The organism is Methylomonas rivi, from assembly GCF_024505165.1.
Taxonomy (GTDB): Bacteria; Pseudomonadota; Gammaproteobacteria; order Methylococcales; family Methylomonadaceae; genus Methylomonas; species Methylomonas rivi.
Map to the genome: position 1 here is coordinate 1 of NZ_JANIBK010000330.1, position 1,059 is coordinate 1,059.

General features: G+C 62.4%; 2 protein-coding genes. Both read left to right on the forward strand.

What is annotated here, in order from left to right:
• Positions 1-683 (forward strand): hypothetical protein (locus tag NP596_RS21525; protein ID WP_256617427.1); only part of this gene is annotated, 683 nt, incomplete at its 5' end.
• Positions 661-1,059, forward strand: a 399-nt coding sequence (locus NP596_RS21530) for a hypothetical protein (RefSeq protein WP_256617428.1), incomplete at its 3' end; no start/stop codon positions are given. The genes NP596_RS21525 and NP596_RS21530, both read left to right, overlap by 23 nt.

Genomic DNA, 1,059 nt, shown 5'->3' on the forward strand with positions numbered 1-1,059 from the left:
ACCGGCTGGAGGTGCGGGCCGCCGCCTTGTTGATGGTATTGCTGCTGGCGGCCGGCATTTCGGAGCTGACCTTGTGGCTGCGGCTCGGCGGCGTGGAGCGCGATAAGGCTCAAATCGACGCCGGCTGGCAAAGTATCGATGCCGCCGTCAAACGCATCAACGCCCAAATCGCCGCCATCGACGAACGCAAGCAAAAAATCAAGGCCCTGCGCACGGAGCGCCAGCGGGTCGAGGCGTTGACGCGTTTTTACGACGAGGAAATTCCGGAGCGCATGGGGCTGGTGAAAGGAGTGTTGGGCATGCTGCAAACCGTGGTCGACGACGAAGTGATCATCCAGCGCCTGGACGAACCGGGGCGGCATATTCCGAAACCGCCGCCCGCCGCCCCGGCCGCGCCCCCGCTACCGCCCAAGCCGGACGACAACGCTATCGAAGTGGAAAATATTCTGCTGGAGGCCTGGGCTTTGAGCGAAACCGCCGCGCAAACCTTTATTCAACGGGTGAACAATACCGCGCGCGGCTGGGATTTGCTGGTGCGCGACCCCAAGGTGGCCTTCGACAAGGGGCCGATGAACGCCAACGGCTTCAGCATCTCCCTGCGCCTGGTCAAGCTGGCCGGGCCGGACGGTAAAATCATTCGACAATCCGACACCGAGCGCCATGAAACTACCCCATTTGAGTAATCGTGAACAATTTCTGATTGTCCTGTCCGTTTGCGTGGTTTTCGTCGGCGCTTATTTCTGGTTGCGCTTCATTCCGGCCAACCGCGCCATCGGCGAATTGCGCCAGGCCGCGGACGCCACCGAACAGCGTACCCGCACCACGGTGATTCCGGAAGAACCCGAGGAGGATTTGGCCCGGCTGGACCAACAGTTGCAGGAGCAGGAGCAGCTGATGGCGGCCTTGAAGAACCAGTCCGATTCCGCCGAGCGGCGGCTGGCGCCCAACGATTCGCAGTTGTTGATCGTGGACATTTCCCGGGTGGCGCGCAATGCGCAAGTGCATGTGCGGGTCAACGAAGACTACAAGGCGCCGCCGGCCGCCGCCGCGGCAAACGCC